The sequence below is a fragment of the Ancalomicrobiaceae bacterium S20 genome (genome assembly GCA_040269895.1).
GTDB classification, from domain to species: Bacteria; Pseudomonadota; Alphaproteobacteria; order Rhizobiales; family Ancalomicrobiaceae; genus Methyloraptor; species Methyloraptor flagellatus.
This window is the reverse complement of the sequence record CP158568.1, coordinates 1008588-1032207: the sequence shown is the minus strand read 5'-3', so window position 1 is coordinate 1032207 and position 23620 is coordinate 1008588. Positions and strand designations below refer to the sequence as shown.

The following is a 23620-nucleotide window of genomic DNA, read 5'->3' as shown; positions in this document are numbered from 1 at the left end:
CCCCGCCTCCGAGGCTCCGATGAGCCGATCGCAGGCCTTGTGCAGACGGTCGCCGTCCTCCGCCTCGATCCGCCCGTCGCGCGCCGCCTTGCGGCCGAGGGCGACGGCCTCGCGCAACGCGGCAAGTCCCGTATCGTCGCGTCGATCGGCGAACATCACGCGCAGATGCTCGGCGAGCCGTTCGCCGGCGAGCCGGCCAACCCAGAGCGCGGTCTCGTCCGCATCGATCGGCTCGCCGAGCGCTGCCGCCGCGCCGAAGCGCATGGCAGCGCCATGCGATCGGCCGCAGAGGCCATGAAGCGCCACCACCGCGGCCTCGACCACCGCGAGTTCGCGGCCCGCGAACATCGCCGCCGCCGCCATCAGCCGCGTCGAGGCGATGTCGACGCGCGCGATCGCCCCGTCGGCGACCGAAACCGTGATGCGGATCCGCCCTGGATCGGGCAGAACCGAGCCCGCCGTCCCGACTGCCCCGCCCGCGCCCAAGCCCGACGCTGCCGACGACGTATCGAGCGTCATGGCCTCGCCTCCGGACGACGGCCAAACAGCAGCGCCCGGCGATCGACCGCGACCGCCATGGCCGGCTTCGGCGGCGGAGGCGGCGGCGCCAGCAGTTCCTCGAGCGCCGCTTCGCCGACCGCCATGGTCGCCTCGGCATCCGCGAAGTCGTCCATCGGCGAGAACAGCGAGGCCATGGCGAGGCGCCCGAACCCGTCGAGATCGGCCGCGATCGCATCGAGCACGCCGTCCGGCAACTCGATCGCGACCTCGTGCCCCGCCGGCGGCAGCGCCTCGACCGCGTCCGGCACAGCCACGACATTCATGAACCACGGCGTCGTCACCACGCCGATCCGCCAGGCGCCATGCCGGCGAAACGCGGTCGTGTGCACATCGAGGCGCGGATTGTAGATCGGCAGATCCGCCATCCGTGCCGCCACACCTCGCCACAACGCCACCAGCCGGGCGCCCGGATCGGCGTCGCCGGCGGCCGTCGGGCCGGGCGCTGGGCCGATGTCCGAGCCGCCGTCGGCTTGCGCGTCAATCATCGTCGAGCCTCAGGAACTTCGTTCTCGGCCCGTCGCAGTTCGGGCAGCACCACGCCTCCGGCAGATCCTCGAAGGCAGTCCCGGCCGGCACCTGCCAGACCGGATCGCCCTCGGCCGGATCGTAGACGTGCCAGCACACGCCGCATTCGAACCTGGTGGCCCCCTCTTGGCCGTGCTTGTCCGCCGCGACCGCGCTCATTTGAAGTAGGCCTCCTCGATCTCGCGCAGCCGCTCGGCGGAATCGCGGAAGTCTTCTTCCGCGGCGCAAGCGACCACGGGCACGTCGCCGATCTCGAGCGTGTCGAGCAGGATCGTGTCCATCGAGTTGAAGAACTGCACGCCCCAGACGTTGTGGACCGCGGTCGCCTGGATGCGGCAGGTGCCGTAGCCGCGCGACACGATGCGGACCGGGCCGGCGCCGAGCGTCGCCTGCAGGAACTCGATGTCGTCCGGCGTCATCGGGAACAGCGAGAAGGCGATCGTGTGGTTCGCCTCGCCGGGCCGGTAGCTCGCCATGCGATCGCGGATCTCGGCGAGCACCGGCATCACGTTCATCGCGCCCTCGGGCGGCGTGCCGATCTCGATGTCGGCGAGTGTCATGCCGGCAGCGCGGCGCACCGCGACCGGGATCGAGGCGACCTCGGCATAGTCGGCGACCAGCCGGTTGCTCGCATCGGTGAAACGCACGCGCCAGAGGCCGGGGAAGATGCTCTCCTGCACCTGCGCGACGACGCCGTCCGGCAGCGCGACGGTCGCGGCGACCTCGCCCTCGCCGAGCACTTCGCCGATCAGCGCGCGTTCCTCGCGGCCGAGATGTTCGAGATCGAAGATCCGGCCGACCTCGTTGGCCTTCTGCGTGTCGAGCGCGTCGGCGAGCTTCGGCAGCAGGGCCGCAACGCCGGGACAGCGCGCGATCATCTCCTCCGCGCCGGTCGTCGCCAGGAACGACAAGGCGCCGGTGCCGGTGGTGCCGGACTTGCGGATCTCGGCCGCTTCGCCGCCGATCGGCAGCATGGCGATGGCATCGTCGGCGCCGTCGGGCGCCACCCAGAATCCGGCCTTCATGCGTCGGTCCTCCGCCCGTTGTAGGTGATCTCGATCTTCGGCCGCGCCGGCTTCGGCGGCTCGGCATCGACCTTGAGGTAGCCGGCGAGCGTGTCGGTGTAGTCGGACCAGTCGCGGATGCGCGGCATGACGCCGAGCGCCGCCTGGCCGCGCGTCACCGCGAGGCTCGGGAACACCTGCACGCCGAAGCGCGCCTTCAGCGCCTCTTCCGCCTCGCGATCGACCACCGCGGCCCGGAACCGGCCGGCGAAGGCCGCGAGCAGCTCCGGCAGCACCACCGCGACGTCGGTCGTGTCGGACCGCGTCTCGGGATCGCCGGTGAAGAACAGGATCGTGTGCTCGGCCTCGCCGGCGGCGGGCGCCAGGAAGGTGTCGACGGTCGCCGCATCAACGGTCGGCAGGCCGTGGCGGCTCGAAAGCGCCGCGATGAGCGGATGCATGGGCTTCCTCCTCGAACGTCACATTCTTGGGTATCGCGCTTCGGGTATCGCGCTTGCCCGTATCGCCGGAGCCCGGTCGGCGCCGTCCTGCGCCCGGGTCCCCTCGATCAGGCGTCCGGCCTCACGATCTGAGATGCTCGGGCAGTTCCGGCTCGCGATCGATCAGATCGGCGAACAGGTGGTCGAAGGCCCGGCCGTCCATCGCGGCGGCGAGGCCTTCGAGCGCCCGATCGATCGCTTCTGCCTCGTCCGCGTCGAGGACGCGGACGGCGCTGTCGATATGAACGAGCACCTTGGTGCCCACGGCCTGCGCGCCGACGAGCAGCATCGAGACCCGGCGCACCTCCTCGCCGCGCCCGCAGAGCGCGGTGAAGGCACCGTCGTCGAGAACCGTCATCGGCACGCCGAGGCACATGGGGATGCTCCTTCCCTCGCCAGAGGCTCAGCCGGCGGCGAGCACGACGCCGAACACGGCGACCGCGGCACCGGCAACGCGCGCGAGCACGCCCGTGGTGCGGCCGGCGACGAGGCCGAGACCGAGACCGGCGCCGTGCAGCAGCGCGGTCGCGACCACGAAGCCGAGGCCGTAGAGCATCGGGTTCGCCATCGACGGCATTTCCGCGCCGTGGGCATGGCCATGGAACAGCGCGAAGAAGCCGACCAGCGCGGCGGCGGCCGGCATCGGCACGCGCACCGCGAAAGCGGTGAGCAGGCCGAGCGCGATCACCGAGACCGCGATCATCGGCTCGACCGCCGGCAGCGCGACGCCCATGACGCCGAGCACGGCACCGAACGCCAGCACGCTGACGAAGGCCGCCGGCACGGCCCATATGGCCCGGCCGCCGAGCGCCGCCGCCCACAGGCCGACCGCCACCATGGCGGCGATATGGTCGGGGCCGGTCAGCGGATGCAGCGCGCCGGCGATGAGGTCGCCATGGATATGCGGCTCGACGCCGACATGGGCCTGGGCGCCGGTGGCGGCGAGAACGCCGGCGGCGAGAGCGGTGAGACGAACGATCGAACGCATGATTCCATCCCCTCGTGAGTGGCGGTTCGGTGGCCGCGCGACTCTCGCGGCGGCCTCCCCGGCTAGACGGTAGCAACGGCCGCGCGACGCTCATAGGCGGCGTGGCCGATGTCGTTGATAAGCAATTCCTGTTCCGGTTCGAGCGGCGCGGCGCGCGGCTCGACCGCCACACCCCAGCGCTCCAGCACGGCGATGGCCTCCGCCAGCGCCGGCTCGATCGCGGCGCGGACCGGCTCGGTCAGCGGACCGCCCCAGTCCTCGAGATCGACCGGCTGGCAGCCGATCAGCACCAGCTTTTCCGGGTAGCCGCCGAGCAGATCCGCCGCCGACAGCACTTCCTGGAAGCCGGTCTGGTGCAGGCTCATCTTCTTGGCGCCGGTGAACTTCGGCACCTCGTCGTCTTCCACGACCTTGAGCGTACCGGGTTCGAGCCCGTAGTCGATCGCGTCGAACACGATCAGCCGATCGGCTTCCTGCACGAAATTGACCAGGTAGAGCCCCTGCGTGCCGCCATCGAGCAGCGTCACGGCCTCCGGCAGCTCGAACTGGCGGTGGAACGCCTCCACCGCCCGGACCCCGAAGCCCTCGTCCGCCCACAGGATGTTGCCGATGCCGAGCACGAGGATGCGCGGCAGGGGCTCGGCGGTCGCGGCAGCATTCGAGACGGCGCTGGACATGGGTCAGTCCTCCCGCTCGTCGCGGAACTGCCGCTCGCCGGAGATCATGGTCGAGATCATGGTCTGGCGGCTCATGATGTCCTCGCGGATCGCGGCGTAGACGTGCACGATCACGAAGGTCACGATCACCCACATGCCGAGATGATGCAGCGTGTGGACGTCCTGGCTGTTCGGGAAGATCGAGAACACCCAGCCGAACAGCTTGCCCTGCCAGCTGTCGCGGCCGGTGCCTTCGGAGTAGAGCGCGAAGCCCGAGATGATCATGAACACGGTGAACAGCGTGAACATGACGAACATCGCGATCTGCGCCAGCGGATTGTGGCCGACGTACTTCTTCGGCTCCTTCTCCAGGAACATGTACCAGCGCAGTTCCTGCAGCACGCCCTTGGCCCAGGTCCGGCTCCAGAACGGCACGTAGAAGATCTGCCGCGCGTGGCTGTTGCCGACGAAGCCCCAGTAGATCCGCATCAGGAAGCCGACCGCGAGCACGTAGCCGGCGGCGAAATGCGTGAAGCGGATGTAGCCGAAGATGAAGGTGTCATAGGCCTCGCCGCCGACCGCGGGCGGCGGCGATCCGATGAAGTAGCCGGTGATAGCCAACACGACGATCGCGGCGGCGTTGACCCAGTGCCAGAGACGCACCGGCGCCTCGTAGACGTAGATCGTCGGCCGGCCGACCATGTGCCCCCCGGCGAGGTCGACCACGCCGGGGAAGTGATTGTGCGGCTCGCGACCGCTGTTGGAGTGGGCGGTGTCCGTCATGGCACCCTCCCCTCAGCGCACGGTGACGGTCGCCATGTCCTGCCCGTCGGGCGACATGACGTGGGTCGAGCAGGCCAGGCACGGATCGAAGGAATGGAGGGTGCGCAGGATCTCGAGCGGCTGCGTCGGATCGGCCATCGGCGTATCCATCAGCGAAGCCTCGAAGGCGCCGATGTTGCCCTTCGGATCACGCGGGCTGCCGTTCCAGGTCGTCGGCACGACGCACTGGTAGTTGTCGATCTTGCCGTCCTTGATCTTGATCCAGTGCGCGAGCGCGCCGCGCGGCGCCTCGGTGAAGCCGACGCCCTTGACCTCCTTCGGCCAGCTCTCCGGCTTCCACTTCTCGGTGTTGGCCGTGTTGAGATCGCCGGCCTTGATGTTGGCGAGCAGCTTGTCCTGGAAGTAGCGCAGCTGCTGCGCCGCCCACACCGCCTCGAGCGCACGCGCCGCGGTGCGGCCGAGCGTCGAGAACAGCGCCGTGACCGGCAGGCCGAGATCCTTGAGGAACTTGTCGGTCGGATCCTTGAACTCGGCCTTGCCCTGGGCATAGCCGACGATGTAGCGGGCGAGCGGCCCGACCTCGACGGCGTTGCCCTTCCAGCGCGGCGACTTGATCCAGGAGTACTTCGCCTCCTCGTCGAGCGCCTCGATGTTGGTCCGGGTGCCCTTGGTCTTCGGGCCGAGCGCGTAGTGCGGCTCGGTGACGCCGTCCCACGGATGCAGGCCCTTGGTCTCGTCCGGATACTTGTACCAGGAGTGGGTGACGAACTCCTGGATCTGGTTCGGGTCGGTGTGATCGACGGGATAGATCTCCTTGAGGTTCCCGTTCAGGATCACGCCGTGCGGCAGCTTGAGCGAGGCCGGCGAATAGTCGTTGGCGTGTTCGGGGATGTCGCCATAGGCCATCACCGACTTGCCCGACAGGCCGCCGCCATAGAGCCAGTCCTTGTAGAACGAGCCGATCGCCGCGACGTCCGGCAGGTAGACCTGCTCGCAGAACGTCACCATGCGATCGATGATCTCGGAGACGAGGTTCAGCCGCTCCATGTTGATCGCGCCGACCGCGCCCGTGCCGTCGATGTTGATCGCGCAGGGCACGCCGCCGACCAGCCAGTTCGGATGCGGGTTCTTGCCGCCGTAGATCGTGTGGATCTTGACCATGTCCTTCTGGAAGTCGAGCGCTTCCAGATAGTGCGCGACCGCCATCAGGTTCGCTTCCGGCGGCAGCTTGTAGGCGGCATGGCCCCAGTAGCCGTTCTTGAACGGCCCGAGCTGGCCGGACTCGACGAATTTCTTCAGCCGGGTCTGCAGGTCCTTGAAGTAGCCCGGCGACGACAGCGGCCAGTCGGAGACCGACTGCGCCAGCTGGCTGGTCGCCTTCGGATCGGCGGAGAGCGCCGAGACCACGTCGACCCAGTCGAGCGCATGCAGGTGATAGAAGTGCACGACGTGGTCATGCACCTGCAGCACGAGCTGCATGATGTTGCGGATCGAGTTGGCGTTCTCGGGGATCTTGATCGACAGCGCGTTCTCGACCGCGCGAACCGAGGTCAGCGCGTGGGTGCCGGTGCAGACGCCGCAGATGCGCTCGGTGAAGGCCCAGGCGTCGCGCGGATCGCGGCCGCGCAGGATCACCTCGATGCCGCGCCACATGGTGCCGGTCGAGACCGCGTTGCGGATGACATTGTTGCTGTCGACGTTCACCTCGACGCGCATGTGGCCTTCGATGCGGGTGACCGGATCGACGACGACACGCTTGCCCGAATTGTCGAGATTGAAGCCGTTGGGGGTCTGAATGCCCATGGCGCTGTTCCCTGTCCCTGAAAGTCGGTGACGGAAGCCCGGCTCCCCCGCGCCCGCCGGCCGAGCGAAGGCTCAGCGGCGGCGCGGGTTCGAAGCCGGCTCGCGGAAAGTGCAGTGACGGATCAGCCGTCGCGCTTGGTCGTGACGCGCTTGACGGCGGTCACCGCCGCATGGGCGACCACTGCCGCGCCGACCACGCCGGCGACCGTGCCGCCGATCTTGTCGGCGTTCGCCTCGACGCCGAACTGGTTGATCGTGGTCAGGCGGTCGTAGAACGAGCCCTTGTCCCAGAAGCCCTCTTCCGAGCAGCCGATGCAGCCGTGGCCCGACTGGATCGGGAACGACACGCCGTCGTTCCAGCGCGTGGTCGAACAGGCGTTGTAGGTCGTCGGACCCTTGCAGCCCATCTTGTAGAGGCAGTAGCCCTTGCGCGCGCCCTCGTCGTCCCAGCTCTCGACGAACTGGCCGGCATCGAAATGCGGCCGGCGGTAGCACTTGTCGTGGATGCGCTGCGAATAGAACATCTTCGGCCGGCCCTGCCGGTCGAGCTCCGGCAGACGGCCGAAGGTGGTGATGTAGGTCACGACGCCGGTCATCACCTCGGCGATCGGCGGGCAGCCCGGTACCTTGATGATCGGCTTGTTCTTGATGACCTTGTCGATCGGGGTGGCCTGCGTCGGGTTCGGCTTGGCCGCCTGCACGCAGCCCCAGGAGGCGCAGGCACCCCAGGCGATCACCGCCATGGAGTCCTCGGCCATCTCCTTGAGCTTCTCGACGAACGGACGGCCGCCGTCGATGCAGAACATGCCGTCCTCGTTGAGCGGCGGATTACCCTCGACGGCCAGGATGTACTGGCCCTTGTACTTCTTGCGCGTCTCTTCGAGGATCGCCTCGGCCTGATGACCGGCGGCGGCCATGATCGTGTCGTCGTAGTCGAGCGAAATCATCGACAGGACGACGTCCTTCACGAGCGGATGCGCGGAGCGGATGAAGCTCTCCGAGCAGCAGGTGCACTCGAGGCCGTGCATCCAGATGACCGGCGTGCGCGGCTTGGTCTCCAGCGCGTGCGCCATCTCGGTCGCGGCGATCGGGCCGAGCCCGAGGCTCGCGGCGGTCAGGTTGCAGAATTTCACGAAGCTGCGGCGCGTGATGCCCTGACGACGGATGACGTCATAGAAAGTCTCGGTGCCCAGGCCCATCTGGTCCTCCTCCCCGGCGTGGCTGAGACGACGGGCGTTTCGCCCGCGTTCTGATTGCCACCCTGTCCGCAAGGAGCATGCCAGCGTGGGCGCTGGCACGGGGAGGAACGCATAAACCGCGATTTAACATGCACTTAAAATTGGATGCTCACACGCGCCCCGATCGAAGATCCGACACGGTGCGGAAGCTTTCTTTCCAATCATTGTAAAGTAGCCGACCACCCGGTGTCGGACGGGACCGATCCGAGCCCCCCGCTCAATGGGCGGTGCAGACCATGCAGGGATCGAACGAGCGCACGACATGCTGGACCGCCGGCGCCTCGGCCCCGAGCGCGCCGACCTCGGTGCCGGCAAGCGCGGTTTCGAGCGGCCCCGGAACACCGTCCGCATCGCGCGGAGAGAAGTTCCAGGTCGTCGGCGCGACGATCTGATAGTGGCTGATCCGGCCGCCGCGCACCGCGATCCAGTGCCCGAGCGCGCCGCGCGCCGCCTCGACCAGGCCCTCCGCGCGGCCCTCGGTGAAGCGCGGCGTGTCCGGCGCCGCATAGGGGCCTTTCGGGTCGAGCGCACGCACCCAGGTCTCCAGCGCCAGCACGAGCCGCGCCGTCTCGACCATGCGCGCGACGATGCGCGCGGTCACGCCCGAAGCGCCGTCGCGCGCGATCAGGGCCCGCACGAGCGGCTGGCCGTCGACCGCCTGCCGCGCCAGCGCGCCGACCTCGACCGGCCGCCCGCCGAGCCGCGGCGCCTTGGCGAAAGTGTAGCTCTCCGGCCGGTCGACATCCGGCACGGTCTCACCCGCCGCCGGATGCAGGGACGGATTGGCGCGCATGAAACTGTGCGAGACGTCCTCGGCGATCGCGTCCGGATCGAGCGGCCGGGCGCCCTCCGCGGCGCTGTAGACGCCGGGCTGGAACAGCGTGCCGTCGATGCCGTGATAGGCGCCGAAGCTCATCAGCGGCCCCGGCCCGGGCCCGAGCCGGTCGAGCCCGAGATCGGCCGCGATGCGCAGGAACGCCGGCAGATCGGCGCTCCGCTCCTCGGCGTAGGCGGCGAGCGCATCCGCGGTCTCGATCGCGAGAAAGTCCTCGACGCCGATGCCGAGCACGACGCGTTCGAAGAAGCTGCGGAATTCGCGCACGACGCCGAGCAGCCGGGTCCGCGCCCCGAGATCGAGCGCACGCGTCGTGCCGCCCGGCTGGAAGGCGAGGCTGTGCGGCCACTTGCCGGCAACCTCGCCGAGGATGGTCAGGAGCCGCGCCCGCGCCGGGAGCACGTCCCCGGCGATCGAACCCTTCACGGCGGCGAAGCGCTCGACCGCCGCGCCGTACCACGGCCGGCCGGCATAGGACGGGCGCGTGAAATCCGGCATGAAGAACACGGCGAAATGGATGAGATGATCGGCGATGTTCTCCGCCGCATGCGCGATGTTCGCCGCGATCACGCCATTCGGCGCCGGCAGCACGCCCGACAGCGCCCGGAGCGCCGTCATTGCCGCCATCGACTGCGACACCGAGCAGATGCCGCAGATGCGCGGCGCGATCACCAGCGCGTCCATGGCCGGCCGGCCGACCAGCATCTCCTCGAAGCCGCGATAGAGCGGCGTCGTCACCCGCGCCGACCGCACAACCCCGTCGGCAACGTCGAGCGTCACTTCCAGATCGCCCTCGACCCGGTTGAACGGCCCGACCACGAGGCGCCGAATGCCCTGACCCGTCTCCGCCATGCTCATTTCGGCCCCGCGGTCCGGCGCGGCGGAACGACCACCCGGTCGCTGCGGGCATTGACCGCAACCCGCTTCGGCGTCGCGGACTTCGACAAGGCCGCGAGCGCGACGAACCACGCTTTCGGCATGTCGAGCGGCAGGCCGACCGGGATGCCGGCGAGCTTCGGCGTGACCAGATAGTCGCGCGCGTTCTCGAAGCCCGGCGCCGTGCAGGCGACGCAGGCATAGCCCGCGTGCGTGCAGGATCCGGCACCGTTCCAGACCCGCTGATTGCAGTCGCCGACCGCCTGGGTCGCCTTGCAGCCGAGATGTTCCATCAGGCAGCCGCGATCGGCCGGGCTCTCGGCGCTCGCCTTGAACTCGTAGAACTCGTTGCGGCTGCAGCCGTGATGGGCGAGATGGTCGGCGTAGAAGCGCGGCCGGCCGAAGCCGTCGAGATCATCGGCGCTGATCATCTGGCCCGCGACCGCCGCCAGCGTCTCGGCGATCCAGCCCGGATGCGGTGCGCAGCCCGCCACATTGATCACCGGCAGCCCCGCGCGCGACCGGAAGCCCGCGCCGAGCACGCCGCCGGCTTCCGCCTGCTTGAACTGCAGCCCGCAAGCATCTGTCGGATCGGGCAAACCGGCCGATACACCGCCATAGGCCGCGCAGCTGCCGACCGCCACGACCACCCCGGCCTGCGGCGCGAGCCCCTTGATCCAGTCGAGCATGCTGCGATCGGTGCCGGACAGGCGATTGAACCGGCCGGTGCCGTTCGGCCCGCGCAGGATCGCGCCTTCGAGCACCAGAATGTCGAGCGGCCGCTCGCCGGCTTCGATTGCGGTCAAGAGCTCGCGCACCGGCGCACCGGTGTCGAGGCTCAGCGAAGGATGCCAGAGGAGTTCGATGCCGCTCTCGGCCAGATCCTCGAACCAGCCGTGCGCGCCCTGCTCCAGCACCGCCATGGTGCAGCCGCCGCAGCCGCCGGCTTGCAGCCAGAGCATGGTGGCAGGTCGGGTGGAACCGGTCGATGACATGACGATCTCCGCGCGGCCGGCCGGATCGACCGGCGGCCACCGCGAGATTAGCCGGGCATCGTCTGTGGGGAAGTGGAAATTTTTCGCCGCCGCATCATCCGCCACTCGCCGCGACCGACGTCGGTATGGCGCGAGCACGGGACCGGCCGGGAGAGGGTCGCAACGAGGAGGCCACTCAGACCCCCTCCCGGCCGGCACCACTCGACCCGGACAGTTGCGGCGGATCCGGGACGAGTTTGCCTTGAGCCGGATCGGGAACCCCCGCGCCCGGCCTTCGAGCAAACCCTACGGAACGACCGGCCGAATGCAATCGGAACCCGCATGCGCTGCACGGGAAAGCCGATTGTTCGTAAATCGTTAAGCCTAACGGCGCGGCGCCGCTGTCGCGGGCCGCCCCCCCTGCCCGCGCATCTCCCGACGGTCGAGCCGCGCGTTCTGCCCTCAGGCGGCTTCGGACACGACCCGGTTGCGGCCCGAGCGCTTGGCCCGATAGAGCGCCAGATCGGCGCGCTTCAGGATGTCGTCGCCGGTGTCGGTCGCCGCCTCCAGCGTGCCGAGCCCGACCGAGATCGTGACTTCGATCTCGTTGGTGCCGCGCGCGATGGTGAAGGGCTTGTCGGCCACGCCCTTGCGCAGCCGCTCGGCGACCATGTAGGCGAGCGCCATGTCGGTGTCGGGCATCACCACGACGAATTCCTCGCCGCCGTAGCGGCAGACGAGATCGATGCCGCGCACGCTGGCGCGCAGCCGCTCGGAGAACTCGCGCAGCACCTCGTCGCCGGCGTCGTGGCCCCAGGTGTCGTTGATCGACTTGAAGAAATCGATATCGACGATCAGCGCCGACAGCGGCTTCGATCGCTGGTGCGCCTGGTCGACCAGCGCATGCAGGTGAATGCCCATGTAGCGACGATTGTTGAGGCCGGTCAGCGGGTCGGTGACGGCCATTTCGATCGACTGCTGGACGTTGTCGCGTAAGTGATCGGTGTAGCGCTTGCGCCGGATCTGGGTCTTGACCCGCGCCAGCATCTCCTGCCGGTCGACCGGACGAACCAGATAGTCGTTCGCGCCCATGTCGAGACCGCGCATGAGCCGCGCGGTGTCCTCGGCCTCGGCGAGCAGCAGGATCGGCAGCGCGCGCGTGCGTTCGAGCGAGCGCAGCTGCGCCACCAGCCGCAGGCCGTCGTAGTCGGCGAGACCGAGGCTGACCACGATCAGATCCCAGTCCTTCTCGGCCGCCAGGAACAGCGCCTGCTGGGCGTCCGGCTCGATCGAGACATCGTGGACGACGCCGAGCACGCTCTTCATCCGCTCCGCCGACGACCGCCGGTCGTCGACGAGCAGGAGCTTGCCCTTCTGGGTGCCTTCGAGCGCGCCGAGGTCGAACGGCTCGTCTATGCCGATCTCGCGGCCGGTCTGCGATCTCAGACGCAGTTCGTCGGTCAGCATCTTGAGCCGCACGAGACTGCGCACGCGCGCCACCAGCGCGACGTCCGAGACCGGCTTGGTCAGGAAGTCGTCGGCGCCGGCCTCGAGCCCTTTCACACGGTCGGCGATCTGGTCGAGCGCCGTGACCATGATGATCGGAATATGGGTCAGCCGCGGATTGGACTTCATCCGGCGCGCGACTTCGAAACCGTCCATGCCCGGCATCATGACGTCGAGCAGCACGATGTCCGGCAGGTCGCGCTCGCAAATCGCCAGCGCCTCCGGCCCGGAGGTCGCGGTCAGGACCTCGAAATACTCGGCGGTGAGCCGCGATTCGAGCAGCTTCACGTTGGCCGGGATATCGTCGACCACGAGCACGCGGGCGGTCATCGAAGCACTCCTGAAAAAGGGATGGCGTCCGCACGTCGCGGATCGGCCGGCGCCAACCGCCGCCCGGGCTCGTCTTGACCGGAGCGTCGGATCGTTCCCGTCGATCAGCCGGAATACCGCTCAGGCATCCCCAAGATACGAGCGAACGGTTTCCAAAAACTTGGCGACCGAGATCGGCTTGGAGATGTAGGCCTCGCAGCCGCCCTGCCGGATGCGCTCCTCGTCGCCCTTCATGGCGAAGGCGGTGACCGCGATCACCGGGATCGACCTGAGATCGTCGTCCTCCTTCAGCCACTTGGTGACTTCGAGCCCCGAGACCTCGGGCAGCTGGATGTCCATGAGGATCAGGTCGGGCCGATGCGCGCGGGCGATATCCATCGCCTCCATGCCGTTGCGGGTCTGGAGCGTACCGTAGCCATGCGCCTCGAGGAGGTCGTGGAAGAGCTTCATGTTGAGCTCGTTGTCCTCCACGATCAGCACCGTCTTCGCCATCCGCGTCTCCTTCAAGGCTGCGGCGACCGGAGACCGGTCCGAAGCGCCTGTTATATGGGGCCGCAGACCGATCCGCGCATCCCCTTGTTCAAATTCCCCGAAAACCCCGGCCCGTAGCTGGAGCGCTCCGGCCGGCCCGGACACACCGGTCCGGATCCGGTCGCAAACGCAGAGGTCGCGCGGATCGGTGGCAGCCGGGCATCGGCACCGTCTCGTCGGAACCGATTGCCCGCAGTATGATGTCCGCCCGATGGTTGCCCGTTCGCAACCACGGTCAACGGCGCGGGCGGCAGTTCCGGCTCCGGCCGAGCTACCGCGAAAACGCTCGGTTTTGGTAGCCTTCGCGCCGTTCGGAAGCTAGCCGCGATTCCTTAGAGAAAGGCAAACCCCATGATTCGCGACCGCTCCGGCCAGATGCCCGTCGAGCATGCCGAGGCGCTGGCGATCCAGGCGCTGGCCTTTCTCGCCGAGGACCCGGAAGTGATCGGCCGTTTCCTGGCCGAGACCGGCCTCGGCCCGGAGAACCTCCGGCTGGCCGCCCGCGAACCGGGTTTCCTGACCGGCGTGCTCGAATATGTCATGGGCGACGAAAGCCTCCTGCTCGTGTTCTCCGAGCGCGTCCGCATCCGTCCTACCCTGATTGCGGTCGCCCGCAACATCCTGTCGAAGTCATCGGGCGAAGAATGACCGCTCTCCACAGCGCGACCGTCGCCGGCCTCGATGCGCTCAGCCTCGGCGACCGCCCGCTCGTCGTCTGCGACGTCGACGAAGTGGTGCTGCATTTCCTGAAGCCCCTCGAGGCCTGGCTCGACCGCCGCAGCCTCTGGCTGCACGCGGTCTCCTACGGGCTGACCGGCAACATCAAGCGCAAGGGCAGCGCCGACGCGATCCCCAAGGACGACGTCGCGCAGCTGCTGATCGACTTCTTCGACGACGAGGTCGGCCGCCAGGACGCCGTCGAGGGCGCCGGCGCGGCGCTCGCGAACCTCGCCGGGCGCGCCGACGTCGTGCTGCTGACCAACGTGCCGCACCACCACCGCGATCGCCGGATGGAAAACCTCGCCGCCCACGGCCTCGGCTTTCCGGTCGTCACCAACGATGGTCCCAAGGGCCCGGCCCTCGCCCGCCTCGCGGCCCGCGCGACCGGGCCGATCGTCTTCATCGACGACAGCCCGACCAACCTGAAATCCGTGCTCGCCGCCGTCCCGGAGGTGCACGCGATCCAGTTCGTCGCCGACGAGCGCTTCCTGGCGCTGGCGCCCGACGTGCCGGGGGCCAGGCTGAAGACCAACCGCTGGCCCGAGGTGGAGACCTATGTGGCGGCGTTGGTGGCAGACTGAACACTCTCCCTGCCCATCCCGATCCACCGTCTCGCCCGCCACGAAATCTCGGGAAAAGCCGTCCGAGCAGGGACTGCGCCCTGTGCGCTCGCCCCGATCGACGCTATGATCCCGTTCTGTTCGCTTCGCACGTCCCGGCCGGTGGGCGGCGGGAGGGCGCGGCGGACGATCCGGGTGGGCTCGAACAATGCCCGCGCTGTGCAGGGACTGCTTCTCGCCAACGAAACCCGGCGCGTTCCGCTGTGCGCGCTGCGGCAGCCCGCGTGTGGTCGATCACCCGGAGCTCGATGCGCTGTCGATCGCGCATGTCGATTGCGACGCCTTCTATGCCACGATCGAGAAGCGCGACGATCCCGCCTTGCGCGACGTGCCGGTGATCGTCGGCGGCGGCAAACGCGGCGTGGTGTCGACAGCCTGCTACCTCGCCCGCATCCGCGGCGTCCGCTCGGCCATGCCGATGTTCAAGGCGCTGGAGGCCTGCCCCGAGGCGGTCGTGGTCAAACCGAACATGGAGAAATACGCCCGCGTCGGCCGCGAGGTGCGCCAGCTCATGGGCGAGCTGACGCCGATGGTCGAGCCGGTGTCGATCGACGAGGCTTTCCTCGATCTGACCGGCACCGAGCGCCTGCACAAGGCCGCGCCGGCCGTCATGCTCGCCCGCTTCGCCCGCAAGGTCGAAACCGAGATCGGCATCACGATTTCCGTCGGCCTCAGCCACAACAAGTACCTGGCCAAAGTCGCCTCGGATTTCGAGAAGCCGCGCGGCTTCTCGGTGATCGGTCGCGCCGAGACGCTGACCTTCCTGGCCGACAAGCCGGTGACCATGATCTGGGGTGTCGGCAAGGCGCTCGCCGCCCAGCTCGAGCGCGACGGCATCCGCCTGATCGGCCAGCTCCAGACCATGGACGAGACCGACCTGATGCGCCGCTACGGCGTCATGGGCCAGCGTCTCGCCCGCCTGTCGCGCGGCGACGACAACCGTGTCGTCACCCCGGACCGCGAGGCGAAGAGCATCTCGGCCGAGACCACCTTCGACACCGACGTCGCCGACCGGCGCCGGCTAGAACAGACGCTGTTCCGCCTCGCCGAAAAGGTCTCCGCCCGCGCCAAGAAGGCCGATCTCGGCGGCCACACCGTGGTGCTGAAACTGAAGACCCACGACTTCAAGCTCTCGACCCGCAACCGCCGGCTCGGCGACCCGACCCGGCTCGCCGACCGGATCTACCGCACCGGCCTCGACCTGCTCGGCCGCGAACTGGACGGACGAAAATTCCGCCTGATCGGCATCGGCATCGCGGATCTGGTCGCGGCCGACCGCTGCGACCCGCCCGACCTCGTCGATGCCGACGCCGCGAAACGCGCCAAGGCCGAAGCCGCGATCGACGCGATCCGCGCGAAGTTCGGCGGCGCCGCGGTCGAAAAGGGTCTGGTGTTCGGCACGAAGCGCATCCGCGAGCCGGTCGAGGAGGAGTGAACCGCCTCCCCTGCACGGCAGCCGCGGCAGACGATCCGACGGCAAGGCTCAGGGGCAGCTCTTCGCCTCGAGCGGCTTCAGCTCCGACAGCGTGCCCGACAGGACGAAGTCGCCGTAGTCGAGCTTCAGCTTGCGGGTCACGCCGTTCTCGTAGAGCAGGAACGACAGCTGGTACTCGGGCAGGCCGTCGTCGGACTTCTTGCGCACATCGTAATAGGAGATCGTCACCGGCCAATGGCGCTTGCCGGCGAACACGACCGAGTCCTTGCCCGCTTCGTCGCCGAACTCGTCCGGCCCGGTCTGTTCCTTGCCGATCACGATCGCGGTCTGGTAGACGCGATCGCCGTTCTCCGAGCCGTCGTAGAGCTTGATGTCGGCGAAGCTCTGGCCGGACTTCGCGGCCGCGATCAGCGTCGCCATGTGCCGGGTCGGGAACAGCGCATCCGCCGCGAAGTCGACCGTGTGCTTCTGCGGCTTGGAGACCTCGGCCGTCGCGCCGGTCCCGGTCAGCTTGGCGACGCCCTTGCTCTCCTCGACCAGCCGCTGGTCGACATAGTTCTGGTTCAGGAAGTTGAAGCTCTTGCCCTCGCCGTCCTCGAAGGTCGATGTGCGCAGGTCGGTGATGCGCGTCTTGCCCTCGTTGTTGACGAAGCGGGTCACGAAGCGGAACTGGCTGGTGAACCCTTCGCAGACCGAGCCGGTGAACTCATAGACGAGCCGGCCGTCGACGCCGGTCAGCCCCGAGCGTTCGGATGCCTTGATCAGCTTCAGCTCGTAGACGGCCTGATGCGAGGCGAGCGCCGAACCGAGATCGGCGGGCGCGGCCGCGGCCGGAAGAACCAGTCCAACGCCAGCCGCGGCGGCGAACGAGATCCGGCCCAAGGCGGCGGTCATCCGGGTACGAAGTTTCATCGCTCTGTCGTCCTCTCGCCGCCGCGGGCGCCGACCATGCGTCGAACACCCCCGTCATATCTGAGCGGCTTTGCGAGGAAATTCAACCGCGCGCACCAGCTCGACCTCGACCGGGCGCCTCGCGCCGGGCCTTGCCCACCGGCCCGCCCGCCGCCGCAAGCCGGCCCGGCGCGCGGCGGCGATTGCTCTTCCCCGCGCGATCGGCCATGACGGTGTCCTCCCATTTGTCGCGATCATCCGGTCGCGATCCCGCAATCGAGAGGAGATGAACCTCGTGAGCATCGAAGCGCGCCTGCAGGAACTCGGCGTCACCCTGCCGACCCCGGTCAAGCCGGTGGCCAACTATGTGCCGACCGTCCAGACCGGCAACCTCGTGTTCATCTCCGGCCAGATCCCGGCCGGCCCGAACGGTCCGGAGTTCATCGGCAAGCTCGGCGCCGATTGCGACATCGAGACCGGCCGCGCCGCCGCGAGGCTCTGCGCCATCAACCTGATCGCCCAGCTCAAGGGCGCGGTCGGCGATCTCGAGAAGGTCGTCCGCGTGGTCAAGCTGACCGGCTTCGTCAACTCGACCGGCGATTTCACCGACCATCCGAAGGTCGTCAACGGCGCGTCGGATTTCTTCGTCGAGGTGTTCGGCGACAAGGGCCGCCATTCGCGTTCGGCCATGGGCGTCGCCGGCCTGCCGTTCGGCGTGGCCGTCGAGGTCGAAGGCATCTTCGAAGTCGCCTGAGCCATGAAGCGGGACCTCGCCTGGATCGGCAGCCGGCCGATCGCGCATCGCGGCTATCACGACGCGGCCGCCGGCCGCATCGAGAACACGCTCTCGGCCGTCCGCGCGGCGGTCGAGCGCGGCTTCGCGATCGAAGTCGATCTGCTCAACGCCAAGGACGAGGTCCCGGTCGTCTTCCACGACGACACGCTCGACCGGCTGACCTTCGAGACCGGCCGGGTCGACCGGTTCACAGCCGCGGAGCTGAAGGAAATTCCGTTCCGCGGCACCACCGACCGCATCCCGACCCTCGCCGACCTGCTCGATGCGGTCGCCGGCCGGGTCGGGCTGGTGCTCGAACTGAAGAGCGAGTTCCCGCGCCAGGCCGACGATCGCCTCGCCGCCCGCGTCGCCGAGGTGCTGGCCGGCTACGCCGGCCCGGTCGTGCTGAAGTCGTTCGATCCGGAGGTGGTGATCGCCTGCCACCGATTCATGCCGGATATCCCGGCCGGCATCGTCGCCGACCGCACCGACGATCCCGACTGGCGCCGCCTGTTCGGTCCGATCGAGCGATTCGCCCTGCGCCACCTGCTGCACGGCTTCCGCAGCCGGCCGAACTTCGTCTCCTACTGCGTCGGCGACCTGCCCGCGCCCGGCCCATGGGTCGCGCGACGTCTCCTCGGCCTGCCGGTGATGAGCTGGACCGTGCGAACGCCCGAACAGCGGGCGCATGCGCTGAAATGGGCCGATCAGATCGTGTTCGAGGGCTTCGACCCCGACCGAACCTGACCTCGGGGTCGTATTTCGGCCCGAAATATGCGATCTTCTCGGCCCGAGGGACATGAACGGCCGATGAATGGCGCGCTCATGCCGCGTCGATGTCCGGTCGGCTATAACCAATGCCAACAGGGACGGACGGGGCGCTGCGCACCGGCGGACCGCGCCCCAGGGAAGAGAGGGACTTTCGATGTTGGCCAAGAAGTTCGTCATCGCCGCTGCGGCGGCCATCACGATCGGCACCGGCATGATCGGTGCCAGCACCCCGGCCCGCGCCGACCGCGGCGGCGATATCGCTGCCGGCATCGTCGGTGGCCTGATCGTCGGCGGTGTCGTCGGCAGCGCCATGGCGAACGATCCGCCGCCGCCGCGCCGCTACTATTCGCAGCCGCCGGCCTATGTCGACGAGGAAGTCATCGTCCGTCGTCCGCGCTGCTGGCGCGAGACCTGGTACGATCGCTACGGCGACGAGCACATCCGCCGCGTCTGCCGCTGAGCGGGATCGCTCCACACGATTTTCGAACGGCCGGGCCCTGTGCCCGGCCGTTTCGCTTTTGCGGCCATCCCGCGAGCGAGCGGCAGCGGCCGTCCACCCGCATCCGTGCCCCCGCGCATGTGACTGGGCAAGCGGCGCGCGCCGACCTATCTTGTTCTCGGCACTGACACTTTCCCCAACCGGGTCCCCCATGCCGAAACACACCGGCGACGAGGTCACGCTGCGCGTGGTCGAGAGCCTCGGCGACATCGCTCGAGCCGACTGGGACGCCTGCGCGCGTGCCGCTGCGCCGCCCGGCGCCGACGGCACGCCCGGCTACAATCCCTTCGTCTCGCATGATTTCCTCTGGTCGCTCGAGCAGTCGGGCTGCGCGACCGAGGCGACCGGCTGGCGCGGTCTGCATCTCGTCGTCGACGGCGCCGACGGCCGGCCGCAGGCGATCGCGCCGGTCTATCTGAAGACCCACAGCCAGGGCGAATACGTCTTCGACCACGGCTGGGCCCATGCCTACGAGCGCGTGGGCGGCCGCTATTACCCGAAACTCCAGGTCTCCGTGCCGTTCACGCCCGCGACCGGCCCGCGCCTCCTGGTCCGCGCCGGCACCGAGGCCGAGCGCGCGACGCTGCGCCGGGTGCTGGTCGCCGGGCTATCGACGCTGGCGCGCCAGAACCGAATCTCGACCGTGCACGCGACCTTCCTGGAGTCGCCGGACGTCGAGGCCTTCGAGGCCGCCGACTGGCTGCCGCGCACCGACAAGCAATTCCATTGGCACAACCGCGGCTACCGCGACTTCGACGACTTTCTCGGCAGCTTCGCCAGCCGCAAGCGCAAGCAGGTCAAGCGCGAGCGGCGCGAGGCGGCCGAAGGCGTCGAGATCCTGCGCCTGACCGGCAAGGCGATCACCGAAGCGCATTGGGATGCGTTCTACGCCTTCTACATGGACACCGGCGGCCGCAAATGGGGCCGGCCCTACCTGAACCGGCGGTTCTTCTCGCTCGTCGGCGAGCGCATGGCCGACGACATCCTGCTCGTGATGGTGGCCCGCGAGGGGCGCTTCATCGCCGGGGCGCTCAACTTCATCGGCTCGGATGCGCTCTACGGCCGCAACTGGGGCGCGATCGAGGATCGGCCGTTCCTGCATTTCGAGGCCTGCTACTATCAGGCGATCGAGTTCGCCATCGAGCGCGGCCTCGCCCGCGTCGAGGCCGGCGCCCAGGGCGAACACAAGCTCGCCCGCGGCTATCTGCCCGAGACGACGCATTCGGCGCATTTCGTCACCGATCCGGGCTTCCGCGCCGCGATCGAGCGCTATCTGACCGAGGAGCGCCGCGAGGTCGCGAGGGTCGGCGAGGCGCTCGCCGAAGCCTCCCCCTATCGCCGCGACCTCGAGGATTTCTGACGCCGTCGCTGGAGTGCCGCCGGCGCCGGCCTTGCAGGCCCGCGTTCCCCCGCCTTGACCGGGCGGGGGCGCGGGCTAGATTGCCGGCGTCCATCAACCTGCCGAGGGCGACCATGACGACGGGCTACGACGATACCAACGTCTTCGCGAAGATCCTGCGCGGGGAGATCCCCTGTCACAAGGTCTACGAGGACGACCACACGCTCGCCTTCATGGACATCATGCCCGCGGTCGACGGCCATACGCTGATCATTCCGAAGGTGAAGGCGCGCAACATTCTCGACTGCCCGCCCGAGGCGCTGAAGGCCGTGATCGCGACCACGCAGAAGATCGCCATCGCCGCCAAGCAGGCCTTCCTCGCCGACGGCGTGACCGTCCAGCAGTTCTCCGAGGCCGCCGGCGGTCAGGAGGTGTTCCACCTGCACTTTCACGTGCTGCCGCGCCAGATGGGCGAGCATGTGAAGCCCCTGCCCCGCCCCTTCGCCGACCACGGCATCCTCGCCGCCCACGCCGAGAAGATCCGCGCCGCGCTCTGAGGCGGCGCGCAGGCGATCAGGCTCGGCCGGGCGTCCAGAACGCCCTGCGGCTCAGCCGACGACAAGCCACCAGCCGATCACAAAGACGACCTCGCCGGCGACCACGCCGACGAGGATGCGGTTGCTGCCGAGCCGGTAAGCCGCGAAGCCGATCACGGCCGCGCCGACGCGCAGCCAGAGCGGCGCGCGGGCGAGCGAGCCGCCGGGAAACAGGATCAGCTCCGCAATGACGCCGGCGACCAGCGCCGTCGCCACCGCTTTGACGAAGCCGAAGATCTCGCTGTCCTCGCGCATCCGGCCGGAGAACACCACGCCGAGGATGCGCCAGATGTCGTTGGCGACGAAGCCGGCGATCAGGATATAGACCGCCGGCCACCACGGCGCGTCGATCGAGGTGAAGGTCGGGTTCATGCCGCCTCGCCTCCCCCGTCTTCGGCCCCGCCGCGCCGCCTGGTCCAGCGCCCGATGCCATAGGCGGCCGAGCCGCCGATCAGGCCGACCAGCAGCAGTTCGTAATCCGGGCTGACCTTGTTCATGACCGGCGCGAGCACCATGCCGAACACCAGCGCCAGCCGGTCGGACGGCAGGCGCGAGGCGCCCCACAGCGAAAGGATGAAATAGAGCGGCGTCAGCAGGCTGAGCGCGGCGGCGAGCGCCGGCGGCAGCGCGCCGGCCGCGATATAGGCGACCACCGTGACCCCGATATTGACCGTGGTCAGCGTGATCGCGAAGCCGGCGTAATAAGGCACGCGCGCATCGCGCGGCAGGGCCGGCAACTGCGTCATGCCGAAGACCCAGGAGGTCACGGCGACGAAATGCGAGAGCGCCAGCAACGTGATCGTGCGGGTGCGCGGCCCGCGCAGGATCGGCACCAGCGCCATGGTCATCGGCATCAGCCGGACCGCCGACAGCGAGACGGCCAGCATCGCGGCGAACAGGGTTGCGTTCGACTTGATCGCCGCGACCATGATGACCGTCGAGGGCAGCGCCCAGACCAACGCGGTCAGCATCGCCGCATATTGCACCGGCACGCCGCTCTCGCGCGCGAGCCCCGCGAATCCGACGAAGGCCGCCATCAGCACCAGCGCCGGCACCGAGACGATCTGTGCCATGCCGCGGCCGAACCACAGCAGGCGATCGACCCGCTCCTCGGAAGCGGGATCGAGAACCGCCGGATCTCTCGCGGTATCGGCGTGCGGGTTCGGCGCGTCGGCGGGCATGCTGGCGGGTCGGACCTTTCACGAAACACGGCGGCTCGCGGTGGAGGGGCCGGATGCGCGCGCCGCCCGACACGGGTCGGGCGCGCGCCGGAACGACTCCGGACCGCCGGATCAAAGGCGAATTTGCCCGCCGCTGCAATCCGTGCCGTGCATGGCACCGTCGCGCCGGATCAGAAGTCCCTGTCGCCGCCCCCGCCGGCAGCTGCCATATCCGCCGCGGCGCCGTCCCCGGCCGTCGCATCGGCCGCCTCGCCCTCGACCGCGCGCGCCTTGAGCCGCACGACCGTGACCGTGCAATGCGCCCGCGCGACCACCGCGGCAGAGACGCTGCCGAGATGGCGCCGGAGCGCCGAGGAGCCGCGGGCGCCGAGCACGATGTGATCGACGCGATTGTGCTCCGCATAATCGAGGATCGCCCCACCGGGATCGATCGCCTCGACCACGTGATAGCTGACCGCCTCCTCAGGCACGCCGAGCGGCTGCGCCCAGTCCTTTAGCGCGAGCAGCCGGCCGACATAGGCGGTGCGCCCGGCTTCGTCGACCGTGTCGTCATCGCCCGCGAGCTTGGTGCGCAGCACGGTCAGGCAGGCGAGCCGCGCCTCCGGCGCGCTGTCGAGCACGCGGCGGACATGCACGCGGACGTCCTCCGCGAGCGCGGCCTGCCCCGGCCCGAGATCGACCGCCGCGAGCACGATCGGCGCGCGGCTGGCCGCCGACACCTCGATGCGCTGCGGCATGAGCCCGGCGACGTCGACGGTCTTGCGCTTGGCCGCGAACCAGCCGACGAGCCGGGCCATGAGCCCCTCCGGCTCGTCGCGGCTGCCGCGTTCGGTGAGGGTGACCTGTTCGCCGTGATTGAGGTCGAACAGCAACTGCCCGGCACTGGCGTAGCGCCGGCGCGGGTCGACCTCCAGGCACTTGAGCACGATCTCCTGCAGCCAGCGCGGGATCGATCGCACGATCGAGCGCGGCGGCTTCGGCGCCTTGTAGAGCCGCCGCTTCATCCCCGAGGTCGATTGCGGATCGCCGAAGGGCAGTTCCTTGGTCGCGAGTTCGTAGAGAATGGCACCGAGCGCGAAAATGTCGCTCGCCGGGTCGCCGCGATGGCCGAGCACCTGCTCCGGCGCCATGTAGGGCGCGGAGCCCATCGGCAGCGCGCTCTCCTCGCCGAGCAGGTCCGGCAGATCCTCGTGGCGGGCGAGGCCGAAATCGAGCAGCACCGCGCCGCGTTCGGCGAGGATGATGTTGCCGGGCTTCAGGTCGTGATGGACGACCTTCTGGTGATGGACGTCGTCGAGCGCCTCCGCGATCATCGCGCCGATCCGCGCCACCTCGACCGGCGCCACCGGCGCCTGCCGCACCCAGTTGTCGAGCGGCGTGCCGGCGACATATTCCATGGCGAGATATGGCAGCGCCGCGAGATCGCCGGCGCCGACGAAGCGCGGCACATGCGGCCCCTCGAGCCGCCGCATCACCATCTCCTCGACCTCGTAGCCTATGATGTTGGAGACGTCGTCGCCCGGCATGAAGAACGGGATCTTCAGGACGAGCGGCATCTTCAGATCCGCCCGCGTCGCGCGCCAGATCGAGCCCATGCCGCCATTGGCGAGCCGCTCGCCGAGCACGTAGCCGTCGATCCGCTGGCCGGGTTCGAGTTCGCTCGGCCTCAGCATCGCCCCTGCC

Annotated in this window: 26 protein-coding genes; 8 read left to right on the top strand and 18 right to left on the bottom strand. The window is 69.0% G+C overall.

Features of this window, described 5'->3' with window-relative positions:
* Positions 1–515 precede the first annotated feature (515 nt).
* From hybE to ABS361_04960, 14 genes are all read right to left on the bottom strand, one after another.
* On the bottom strand, positions 516–1046 hold the full coding sequence (gene hybE / locus ABS361_05025) for a [NiFe]-hydrogenase assembly chaperone HybE (GenBank protein XBY45641.1): 531 nt from the start codon (positions 1044–1046) through the stop codon (positions 516–518).
* Positions 1039–1245, bottom strand: a complete 207-nt coding sequence (locus ABS361_05020; GenBank protein ID XBY45640.1) for a rubredoxin — start codon at positions 1243–1245, stop codon at positions 1039–1041. Before ABS361_05020 ends, hybE begins: the two co-directional genes overlap by 8 nt.
* On the bottom strand, positions 1242–2111 hold the full coding sequence (locus tag ABS361_05015; GenBank protein XBY45639.1) for a hydrogenase expression/formation C-terminal domain-containing protein: 870 nt from the start codon (positions 2109–2111) through the stop codon (positions 1242–1244). Before ABS361_05015 ends, ABS361_05020 begins: the two co-directional genes overlap by 4 nt.
* Complete coding sequence (locus tag ABS361_05010) at positions 2108–2551, bottom strand: hydrogenase accessory protein (protein ID XBY45638.1); 444 nt, start codon at positions 2549–2551, stop codon at positions 2108–2110. Before ABS361_05010 ends, ABS361_05015 begins: the two co-directional genes overlap by 4 nt.
* Positions 2552–2672: 121 nt before the next feature.
* A complete protein-coding gene (gene hypC / locus ABS361_05005) occupies positions 2673–2966 on the bottom strand; it encodes a HypC/HybG/HupF family hydrogenase formation chaperone (GenBank protein ID XBY45637.1) in 294 nt (97 codons plus the stop codon).
* Between the two features lie 27 nt (positions 2967–2993).
* A complete protein-coding gene (locus tag ABS361_05000; protein ID XBY45636.1) occupies positions 2994–3578 on the bottom strand; it encodes a HupE/UreJ family protein in 585 nt (194 codons plus the stop codon).
* A 62-nt stretch (positions 3579–3640) separates the two neighbouring features.
* A complete protein-coding gene (locus ABS361_04995) occupies positions 3641–4255 on the bottom strand; it encodes a HyaD/HybD family hydrogenase maturation endopeptidase (GenBank protein XBY45635.1) in 615 nt (204 codons plus the stop codon).
* 3 nt (positions 4256–4258) lie between these two features.
* A complete protein-coding gene (gene cybH / locus ABS361_04990; protein ID XBY46812.1) occupies positions 4259–4936 on the bottom strand; it encodes a Ni/Fe-hydrogenase, b-type cytochrome subunit in 678 nt (225 codons plus the stop codon).
* A 93-nt stretch (positions 4937–5029) separates the two neighbouring features.
* Positions 5030–6820, bottom strand: a complete 1791-nt coding sequence (locus ABS361_04985) for a nickel-dependent hydrogenase large subunit (GenBank protein XBY45634.1) — start codon at positions 6818–6820, stop codon at positions 5030–5032.
* A 122-nt stretch (positions 6821–6942) separates the two neighbouring features.
* A complete protein-coding gene (locus ABS361_04980) occupies positions 6943–8019 on the bottom strand; it encodes a hydrogenase small subunit (GenBank protein XBY45633.1) in 1077 nt (358 codons plus the stop codon).
* A gap of 256 nt (positions 8020–8275) precedes the next feature.
* Positions 8276–9724 carry a nickel-dependent hydrogenase large subunit gene (locus ABS361_04975; GenBank protein ID XBY46811.1) on the bottom strand — a complete coding sequence of 483 codons (1449 nt, stop codon included), beginning with the start codon at positions 9722–9724 and terminating at the stop codon, positions 8276–8278.
* 23 nt (positions 9725–9747) lie between these two features.
* Positions 9748–10764: a HupU protein gene (locus tag ABS361_04970; protein XBY45632.1), complete on the bottom strand. Its 1017-nt coding sequence runs from the start codon at positions 10762–10764 to the stop codon at positions 9748–9750.
* Positions 10765–11205: 441 nt separating this feature from the next.
* Entirely contained in the window at positions 11206–12579 is a 1374-nt protein-coding gene (locus ABS361_04965; GenBank protein ID XBY45631.1) for a PleD family two-component system response regulator, read from the bottom strand.
* A gap of 120 nt (positions 12580–12699) precedes the next feature.
* Entirely contained in the window at positions 12700–13071 is a 372-nt protein-coding gene (locus tag ABS361_04960; GenBank protein ID XBY45630.1) for a response regulator, read from the bottom strand.
* Between the two features lie 390 nt (positions 13072–13461).
* On the opposite strand from ABS361_04960, the gene ABS361_04955 reads away from it, so the two are divergent.
* The 3 genes from ABS361_04955 to ABS361_04945 all read left to right on the top strand — a co-directional run bounded on the left by ABS361_04955 (position 13462) and on the right by ABS361_04945 (position 15885).
* Positions 13462–13758: a DUF3572 domain-containing protein gene (locus ABS361_04955; GenBank protein ID XBY45629.1), complete on the top strand. Its 297-nt coding sequence runs from the start codon at positions 13462–13464 to the stop codon at positions 13756–13758.
* Complete coding sequence (locus ABS361_04950) at positions 13755–14411, top strand: hypothetical protein (GenBank protein XBY45628.1); 657 nt, start codon at positions 13755–13757, stop codon at positions 14409–14411. Before ABS361_04955 ends, ABS361_04950 begins: the two co-directional genes overlap by 4 nt.
* Before the next feature lie 187 nt (positions 14412–14598).
* Entirely contained in the window at positions 14599–15885 is a 1287-nt protein-coding gene (locus ABS361_04945; protein ID XBY45627.1) for a DNA polymerase IV, read from the top strand.
* Positions 15886–15933: 48 nt separating this feature from the next.
* Here ABS361_04945 and ABS361_04940 read toward each other — a convergent pair whose 3' ends face one another.
* A complete protein-coding gene (locus tag ABS361_04940) occupies positions 15934–16797 on the bottom strand; it encodes a cell envelope integrity EipB family protein (GenBank protein XBY45626.1) in 864 nt (287 codons plus the stop codon).
* A 265-nt stretch (positions 16798–17062) separates the two neighbouring features.
* Between ABS361_04940 and ABS361_04935 the strand changes: the two genes are divergently transcribed.
* The 5 genes from ABS361_04935 (at position 17063) to ABS361_04915 (ending at position 20717) form a co-directional block, all read left to right on the top strand.
* Complete coding sequence (locus ABS361_04935; protein XBY45625.1) at positions 17063–17530, top strand: RidA family protein; 468 nt, start codon at positions 17063–17065, stop codon at positions 17528–17530.
* Positions 17531–17533: 3 nt separating this feature from the next.
* Positions 17534–18298, top strand: coding sequence for a glycerophosphodiester phosphodiesterase family protein (locus tag ABS361_04930; protein XBY45624.1), 765 nt, complete (start codon positions 17534–17536; stop codon positions 18296–18298).
* A gap of 178 nt (positions 18299–18476) precedes the next feature.
* Entirely contained in the window at positions 18477–18782 is a 306-nt protein-coding gene (locus ABS361_04925; GenBank protein ID XBY45623.1) for a hypothetical protein, read from the top strand.
* Positions 18783–18972: 190 nt separating this feature from the next.
* Positions 18973–20181, top strand: coding sequence for a GNAT family N-acetyltransferase (locus ABS361_04920; protein XBY45622.1), 1209 nt, complete (start codon positions 18973–18975; stop codon positions 20179–20181).
* Positions 20182–20294: 113 nt separating this feature from the next.
* Positions 20295–20717, top strand: a complete 423-nt coding sequence (locus tag ABS361_04915; GenBank protein XBY45621.1) for an HIT family protein — start codon at positions 20295–20297, stop codon at positions 20715–20717.
* Between the two features lie 51 nt (positions 20718–20768).
* Here the strand turns inward: ABS361_04915 and ABS361_04910 are convergent, their stop codons facing one another.
* The 3 genes from ABS361_04910 to ABS361_04900 all read right to left on the bottom strand — a co-directional run bounded on the left by ABS361_04910 (position 20769) and on the right by ABS361_04900 (position 23610).
* A complete protein-coding gene (locus ABS361_04910; protein XBY45620.1) occupies positions 20769–21128 on the bottom strand; it encodes an AzlD domain-containing protein in 360 nt (119 codons plus the stop codon).
* A complete protein-coding gene (locus tag ABS361_04905) occupies positions 21125–21937 on the bottom strand; it encodes an AzlC family ABC transporter permease (protein XBY45619.1) in 813 nt (270 codons plus the stop codon). Before ABS361_04905 ends, ABS361_04910 begins: the two co-directional genes overlap by 4 nt.
* A 170-nt stretch (positions 21938–22107) precedes the next feature.
* On the bottom strand, positions 22108–23610 hold the full coding sequence (locus ABS361_04900; protein ID XBY45618.1) for a bifunctional serine/threonine-protein kinase/universal stress protein: 1503 nt from the start codon (positions 23608–23610) through the stop codon (positions 22108–22110).
* Between the last annotated feature and the right edge of the window lie 10 nt (positions 23611–23620).

Excerpts from the sequence above, each read along its gene's own strand:
- hybE (XBY45641.1), bottom strand. The coding sequence starts at position 1,046 with ATGATTGACGCGCAAGCCGACGGCGGCTCGGACATCGGCCCAGCGCCC.
- ABS361_05020 (XBY45640.1), bottom strand. The coding sequence starts at position 1,245 with ATGAGCGCGGTCGCGGCGGACAAGCACGGCCAAGAGGGGGCCACCAGG.
- ABS361_05015 (XBY45639.1), bottom strand. The coding sequence starts at position 2,111 with ATGAAGGCCGGATTCTGGGTGGCGCCCGACGGCGCCGACGATGCCATC.
- ABS361_05010 (XBY45638.1), bottom strand. The coding sequence starts at position 2,551 with ATGCATCCGCTCATCGCGGCGCTTTCGAGCCGCCACGGCCTGCCGACC.
- hypC (XBY45637.1), bottom strand. The coding sequence starts at position 2,966 with ATGTGCCTCGGCGTGCCGATGACGGTTCTCGACGACGGTGCCTTCACC.
- ABS361_05000 (XBY45636.1), bottom strand. The coding sequence starts at position 3,578 with ATGCGTTCGATCGTTCGTCTCACCGCTCTCGCCGCCGGCGTTCTCGCC.
- ABS361_04995 (XBY45635.1), bottom strand. The coding sequence starts at position 4,255 with ATGTCCAGCGCCGTCTCGAATGCTGCCGCGACCGCCGAGCCCCTGCCG.
- cybH (XBY46812.1), bottom strand. The coding sequence starts at position 4,936 with ATGGTCGGCCGGCCGACGATCTACGTCTACGAGGCGCCGGTGCGTCTC.
- ABS361_04985 (XBY45634.1), bottom strand. The coding sequence starts at position 6,820 with ATGGGCATTCAGACCCCCAACGGCTTCAATCTCGACAATTCGGGCAAG.
- ABS361_04980 (XBY45633.1), bottom strand. The coding sequence starts at position 8,019 with ATGGGCCTGGGCACCGAGACTTTCTATGACGTCATCCGTCGTCAGGGC.
- ABS361_04970 (XBY45632.1), bottom strand. The coding sequence starts at position 10,764 with ATGTCATCGACCGGTTCCACCCGACCTGCCACCATGCTCTGGCTGCAA.
- ABS361_04965 (XBY45631.1), bottom strand. The coding sequence starts at position 12,579 with ATGACCGCCCGCGTGCTCGTGGTCGACGATATCCCGGCCAACGTGAAG.
- ABS361_04960 (XBY45630.1), bottom strand. The coding sequence starts at position 13,071 with ATGGCGAAGACGGTGCTGATCGTGGAGGACAACGAGCTCAACATGAAG.
- ABS361_04955 (XBY45629.1), top strand. The coding sequence starts at position 13,462 with ATGATTCGCGACCGCTCCGGCCAGATGCCCGTCGAGCATGCCGAGGCG.
- ABS361_04950 (XBY45628.1), top strand. The coding sequence starts at position 13,755 with ATGACCGCTCTCCACAGCGCGACCGTCGCCGGCCTCGATGCGCTCAGC.
- ABS361_04945 (XBY45627.1), top strand. The coding sequence starts at position 14,599 with ATGCCCGCGCTGTGCAGGGACTGCTTCTCGCCAACGAAACCCGGCGCG.
- ABS361_04940 (XBY45626.1), bottom strand. The coding sequence starts at position 16,797 with ATGAAACTTCGTACCCGGATGACCGCCGCCTTGGGCCGGATCTCGTTC.
- ABS361_04935 (XBY45625.1), top strand. The coding sequence starts at position 17,063 with ATGAACCTCGTGAGCATCGAAGCGCGCCTGCAGGAACTCGGCGTCACC.
- ABS361_04930 (XBY45624.1), top strand. The coding sequence starts at position 17,534 with ATGAAGCGGGACCTCGCCTGGATCGGCAGCCGGCCGATCGCGCATCGC.
- ABS361_04925 (XBY45623.1), top strand. The coding sequence starts at position 18,477 with ATGTTGGCCAAGAAGTTCGTCATCGCCGCTGCGGCGGCCATCACGATC.
- ABS361_04920 (XBY45622.1), top strand. The coding sequence starts at position 18,973 with ATGCCGAAACACACCGGCGACGAGGTCACGCTGCGCGTGGTCGAGAGC.
- ABS361_04915 (XBY45621.1), top strand. The coding sequence starts at position 20,295 with ATGACGACGGGCTACGACGATACCAACGTCTTCGCGAAGATCCTGCGC.
- ABS361_04910 (XBY45620.1), bottom strand. The coding sequence starts at position 21,128 with ATGAACCCGACCTTCACCTCGATCGACGCGCCGTGGTGGCCGGCGGTC.
- ABS361_04905 (XBY45619.1), bottom strand. The coding sequence starts at position 21,937 with ATGCCCGCCGACGCGCCGAACCCGCACGCCGATACCGCGAGAGATCCG.
- ABS361_04900 (XBY45618.1), bottom strand. The coding sequence starts at position 23,610 with ATGCTGAGGCCGAGCGAACTCGAACCCGGCCAGCGGATCGACGGCTAC.